Origin of the sequence: Promineifilum sp. (SeqCode), assembly GCF_041918635.1 — a bacterium.
Taxonomy (GTDB): Bacteria; Chloroflexota; Anaerolineae; order Promineifilales; family Promineifilaceae; genus Promineifilum.
Map to the genome: position 1 here is coordinate 1 of NZ_JAYRVJ010000372.1, position 4,604 is coordinate 4,604.

Below are 4,604 nucleotides of genomic sequence, written 5' to 3' on the forward strand. Positions count from 1 at the left end.
AAGCGCGACGTGAAGCGCGGCACGCCGGCCACATCGGTCTGCGTCAGCCGGCTCAGGATTTCGGGGGCTTTCGGCCCCTGGAAGGCCAGCATGTACGTCTCGTCGGAGATGTCGGTCACCGTCACATCGTAGGTCGCGGCCTGGATGGTCGCCCACTGCACGTCCTTGTGGCGGTTCGAAGCGTTGATAGCGATGAAGAAGTAGGGCGCGCCCGTGTCGTCGGGCAGCTTGTAGATGAAGATGTCGTCCACCACGCCGCCATCCGGGTAGCACATCAGGGCGTAGTGGGCATCGTAGAGCGCCATCTGGCGCACGTCATAGGTCGTCAGGTAGTTGACGAACGCTTCCGCTTCCGGCCCGCGCACTTCCATCTGGCCCATGTGGTCGATGTCGAACAGGCCGGCGGCCGTGCGCGTGGCGCGATGTTCCTCGACCGGGCCGGTGGGATACTGCACAGGCATCTCCCAGCCCGCGAACGGAACCAGGCGGCCCCCGTTCGCGGCGTGCCAGGCGTGGAGGTTGGTCTCCTGTAGTGGTTTGGGCATTTTGATTCTCGCTATTCGGTTGTCAGTTGTTAGTTGTCAGTTGTTAGTTGTCAGCAGCTTGCTGATAACTGACTACTGACCACTGACAACTGACAACTGACAACTATCAACTATCAACTGCTCAATGCATAATCGCGGCCATCACGCCCTTCTGCGCGTGTAGGCGGTTCTCGGCCTCATTGAAGCACGCTTCGCCCCACTTGCCGTCGAGGACGCCGTTGGTCACTTCCGCGCCCCGCTCGCAGGGCAGGCAGTGCATGTACTGCGCCGTCGGCTTGGCCAGGTTCATGCGCGCCTCGTCGGCGATCCAGTTCTTGTACTTGCCGAACAGCTTGACCATCTCGTCCTTTTCGGGCTGGCTGGTCACCGGCGGTAGCAGGTCGAGGGCGACGTAGTTCTTGGCGTAGACGACGTCGGCGTTCTCGCAGGCGTCTTCCATCGTCTCGGAAACCCGGTAGGAACCGCCGCTGGCCGCGGCGTTGGCCTTGATGTTTTCCTCGATGCCCGGGTCGATGCGCATCTCCGGCGGCCGGGAGAAGACCACGTCCGCGCCGAAGAGGCTGGCCATGTACAGGAAGTCATGGTGCGGAGCGATGGGCTTCTTGGGGCTGGAGCCCCACGTCCACGTGACGCCGATCTTGCGCCCGCGCAAGTCCTTGCCGAACAGCTCCCACAGCGCCATCGCGTCGGCCATGCCCTGGCACGGATGGTACTTGTTGTCTTCCATGTTGATGACGGGCACGTGCGACCACTTGGCGAACTCCTCGATGATGCGGTAGCTCTTGTCATACTCCCAGCCGACCACGTCGCCCAGGATGCGGATGGCGATGGCGTCGCCCATGCGCGACAGCACGCGGGCCACGTCGGAGATGCGCTCGGAGGCGTAGCCCATGTCTTCGCCTTCCAGGGTGGGTAGGCGCGTGGACGACGGCTCCAGGAAGTGGCCGTGGCCGCCCAACTGGAAGATGCCAGCCTCGAAGCTGTTGCGCGTGCGCAAGCTGGGATTGAAGAACATCATGAACAGCGTGCGGCGGGGCAGCAAGTCGTCGTGCGCCCGGCGCATGGCGTTGTCGGCCTTCAGTTGCAGGCCCAACTCCAACATTGTCTCCAGTTCCTGCTTGGTAAAATCCTGCAAACGCAGAAAGTCACGTCCCTTTAGTTTTTCGGTAACCACTTTGTATGTCTCCTATGTATATGTCTTTGGTAGGGGCAGACCTGCGTGTCTGCCCAATCTCGCAGGGGCAGACCTATATGGCTGCCCGAAACAGGGGGCAGACACGCGTGTCTGCCCCTACGGTTAACCCCCGCCGAACAACTCGCGCCACTCGCGGCCGACCTTCTCCATGGTCGAGTTGGCCCCGGTGCGGCGCAGGCGGTAGAGGCGGGGCATGCCCAGCCGCCACTCTTCCATCCAGCGCGCCGCGAACTCGCCGCGCTCTGTCTCCTGGAAGATCTTCTTCACCTCGTCGTAGTTGATCACCCGCGGGCCGCTGGTGCGAACGGCGAACTCGCACGTCCGGCTGCTGCGCTCCGAGATGTAGGCCTCGATGCCGATCTCGTCCATCACGTCTACGACCGTTCGCAGCGAGCGAATGGCCTTGGCGTAGGCGAAGTAGGGCGGGTAGCCGGCCTCGACCATCGTATCGAAAACGGCCTTCATCAGATGGATCGTGCCGCCATAGAGCACCTGCTCCTCGAAGTTGTCCCCTTCCGTCTCGTGCTGGAAGGAAAGCTCCACCACGCCCACGCGGGCGCTGCCGGCGGCCTTGGCCAGGGCGAGCACCTGCTCGGTCGCGTCGCCGGTCACGTCCTGTTCCACGCTGACCGCGCCGTAGATGCCGGAGCCTTCCAGGAACTTCTCGCGCACCTTGTGGCCGGGGGCGTTGGGTACGTAGAGAGTGACGTTCACGTCCTTGGGCGGCTGGATGGAGCCGTAGAGGACGTTGAAGCCGTGGCAGAAGCTCAGCGTCGCGCCAGGCCGCAGGTTGGGCTTGATGGCTTCGCGGTACACCGTCGGCTGGGCCGGGTCGGCCAGCAGCACGTGGACGACGTCGGCGCGGCGGGTGGCCTCGCCGATGTCGTAGACCTGGAACCCGTCCTCCTCGGCCTTGTCCCAGTCGGTGTAGAGGTCGCGCGGGCCGGCGCCCACGATGACGGTCAGGCCGCTGTCGCGGAAGTTCAGCGCCTGAGGCCCGCCCTGAATGCCATACCCCAGCACGGCCACAACCTTGCCTTCCAGAACGTCCAGACTGATGTCGCTGTCGCGGTAGACTTTTTCAAATGCCATTGTACAACCTCCGAGATACGGACTAGTGGTGAGTGGCTAGTGACTAGTAAAGAGCGCTCTTCCCTAGTCCCTAGCACCTAGTCCCTACTTTACCAGGTCACCTTATGATGCTTCTCCAACTCCTTCTCGAAGCGAGAGAGGGGCAGCTTGTCCAGGAAGTAGGAGGTCTCGCCGGTCATGATGAGGCGGGCGATGTCGCGGCCGATGGTCGGCCCTTCGATGACGCCGTTGCCGCCCGCGCCGATGGCCAGGATGTAGCCCTCGACGGGCGTCTTGCCCAGCACCGGCATGTAGTCGCGCGGCTCGGCGCGGTAGCCCACCCAGTCGTTGGCGACGGAGGACTCCAGCAGGCGCGGATAGTGCTGCATCAGTTCCTCGGTCAGGAAGTCCCAGAAGTAAGGATCCGTGCCGCCGGTCATGGGCAGCTGGTCGGCATCCCACACGCCGGCGTGATCCGGGTTGTTCAGGTCCATCGTCAGATGGGCCTTGCAGATGAACACGTTCTCCTTGTCCTTGCGCGCGTAGAAGCGCGGGTACTTCAGGACGGGGAAGGGATAGCCCAGGCTCTCGACCGGCTCCAGGATGAAGACCTCGGCCTTGGTGTGGATGATGGGCACCTCGAGGCCGACCTTCTTGCTGAAGAACGGCTCCCACGGGCCGGTGGCGTCCACCAGCACGTCGAGGTCGAAATGGCCCTTGTTGGTGTCCACGCCGGTGACGCGGTTGCCGTCCATGTTGATGGTGGTGACTTCCGTGCCGATGTAGACGTGGGCCCCCTCCTCGCGCGAGAGGCGGGCCAGGGTGCTGGAGATCATCGTCGGATCGAAGAAGCCGTCTTCCGGGCAGTAGGCCGCGCCCAACACGTCGTCCAGGATCAAGTCGGGGATAATCTCCTTGATCTTCTCCTTGTCCTTCCAGTACCACGCCTGGTAGCCGGAGGCCACGGCCAGGTCGACCGCCTGGAGGGCGTACTTCTCATACTCCGGGTAGGGGGCGATGAGCAGCGTGCCGGTCTTCTCGAAGCCGGTCGAACCGGGGTACTTCTTCTCCAGGTCGGTGTAGAACTTGAAGCCGTGCAGGCGCACCGACCAGAAGTCGTGGGGCACAGAGTCGTCGATCAGGCAGTGCGTGCCGGCCGACTTGGCCGTCGTGCCCGAGCCGATGGTGTTCTTCTCGAAGAGGTACACCTCGACGTCGTCATAGTAATGGGTCAGGTGATAGGCCACGGACGTGCCGACGATGCCGCCGCCGACGATACCTACGCGTTTCTTGGTCATTGTTTGTTCTCCTTTTCTTTCTTCGGTTTTAGACCTGACAGGTGTGGGCGTTGGCCGCCAACGCCCACACCTGTCAGGTCTGTCGCTCAGACTTTGTGGACAGAACGGGCCTTGAGCGCCGCTGTCAGCGCGGGCACGAACTCGTAGAGATCGGCCTTGACGCCATAGTCGGCCTGCGAGAAGATGCCGGCTCCCTCGTCGTTGTTGACGGCGACGATGAGGTGGGAGTCGCGGATGCCGATCATGTGCTGGATGGAGCCGGAGATGCCCAGCGTGATGCACAGGTCGGGCGACAGCTTGAGACCGGACAGACCCAGCCAGTCCGGGAACCAGTCGCGCTCGCTGGAGACGGGTCGCGAGCAGCTGACCTGACCGTTCAACAAGTCGGCCAATTCCTGCGCCAGCCCCAGGTCGCCGCGCTGGCGGACGCCCTGACCCACGTCGACGATGACCGGCGCGTCTTGCAGCCGGCGGCCGGCCTCGGCGGTCTTCTCG

General features: G+C 63.3%; 4 protein-coding genes and 1 pseudogene. All 5 read right to left on the reverse strand.

Going from position 1 to position 4,604, the window contains the following annotated elements; genetic code table 11:
* Positions 1-545, reverse strand: a pseudogene (locus tag ACE3UY_RS11765) (glycine cleavage system aminomethyltransferase GcvT); the annotation flags it as partial.
* Between the two features lie 121 nt (positions 546-666).
* A complete protein-coding gene (locus ACE3UY_RS11770; RefSeq protein ID WP_374687716.1) occupies positions 667-1,719 on the reverse strand; it encodes an ornithine carbamoyltransferase in 1,053 nt (350 codons plus the stop codon).
* Between the two features lie 123 nt (positions 1,720-1,842).
* Positions 1,843-2,832, reverse strand: a complete 990-nt coding sequence (ilvC, locus tag ACE3UY_RS11775) for a ketol-acid reductoisomerase (protein ID WP_374687717.1) — start codon at positions 2,830-2,832, stop codon at positions 1,843-1,845.
* 89 nt (positions 2,833-2,921) lie between these two features.
* Complete coding sequence (locus ACE3UY_RS11780) at positions 2,922-4,109, reverse strand: NAD(P)/FAD-dependent oxidoreductase (protein WP_374687718.1); 1,188 nt, start codon at positions 4,107-4,109, stop codon at positions 2,922-2,924.
* Between the two features lie 86 nt (positions 4,110-4,195).
* Positions 4,196-4,604, reverse strand: a 409-nt coding sequence (locus tag ACE3UY_RS11785; protein ID WP_374687719.1) for an electron transfer flavoprotein subunit alpha/FixB family protein, incomplete at its 5' end; no start/stop codon positions are given.

What these genes read in the sequence shown, in the direction of transcription:
- ACE3UY_RS11780 (WP_374687718.1), bottom strand. Translation starts at nt 4,109, where the DNA reads ATGACCAAGAAACGCGTAGGTATCGTCGGCGGCGGCATCGTCGGCACG.
- ilvC (WP_374687717.1), bottom strand. Translation starts at nt 2,832, where the DNA reads ATGGCATTTGAAAAAGTCTACCGCGACAGCGACATCAGTCTGGACGTT.